The sequence below is a fragment of the Pantoea sp. GbtcB22 genome (genome assembly GCF_019091025.1).
Lineage (GTDB): Bacteria > Pseudomonadota > Gammaproteobacteria > Enterobacterales > Enterobacteriaceae > Pantoea > Pantoea leporis.
Genome location: NZ_JAGXKB010000303.1, coordinates 1 through 264, shown reverse-complemented (window position 1 = coordinate 264; position 264 = coordinate 1). Strand labels below are relative to the sequence as shown.

The window sequence follows — 264 nt, the reverse complement described above, 5'->3', positions numbered from 1 at the left end:
GAATGCTATTCACGTCAAGGCAGATCTTCCAGGGATTGATCCCAATACCCTGGATGTTCGTGTTGAGGGGAATAGACTTCTTCTTCGCGGTGAACGGAATTTCGATAAGGAAACGAAAAAAGAAAACTTCTATCGCGTTGAACGTTCTTATGGATCGTTCCTTCGCGCTTTTACCCTTCCTCACAATATTCAAGCGGATCGAATCGATGCGCAATACCGAAATGGTGAATTGAATATAACGCTTCCGAAACGCGAAGACGCAAA

General features: G+C 44.3%; 1 protein-coding gene. It reads left to right on the top strand.

What is annotated here, in order from left to right; genetic code table 11:
* A partial coding sequence (locus tag KVT28_RS25355) for an Hsp20/alpha crystallin family protein (protein WP_217550952.1) occupies positions 1–264 on the top strand: 264 nt, incomplete at both ends.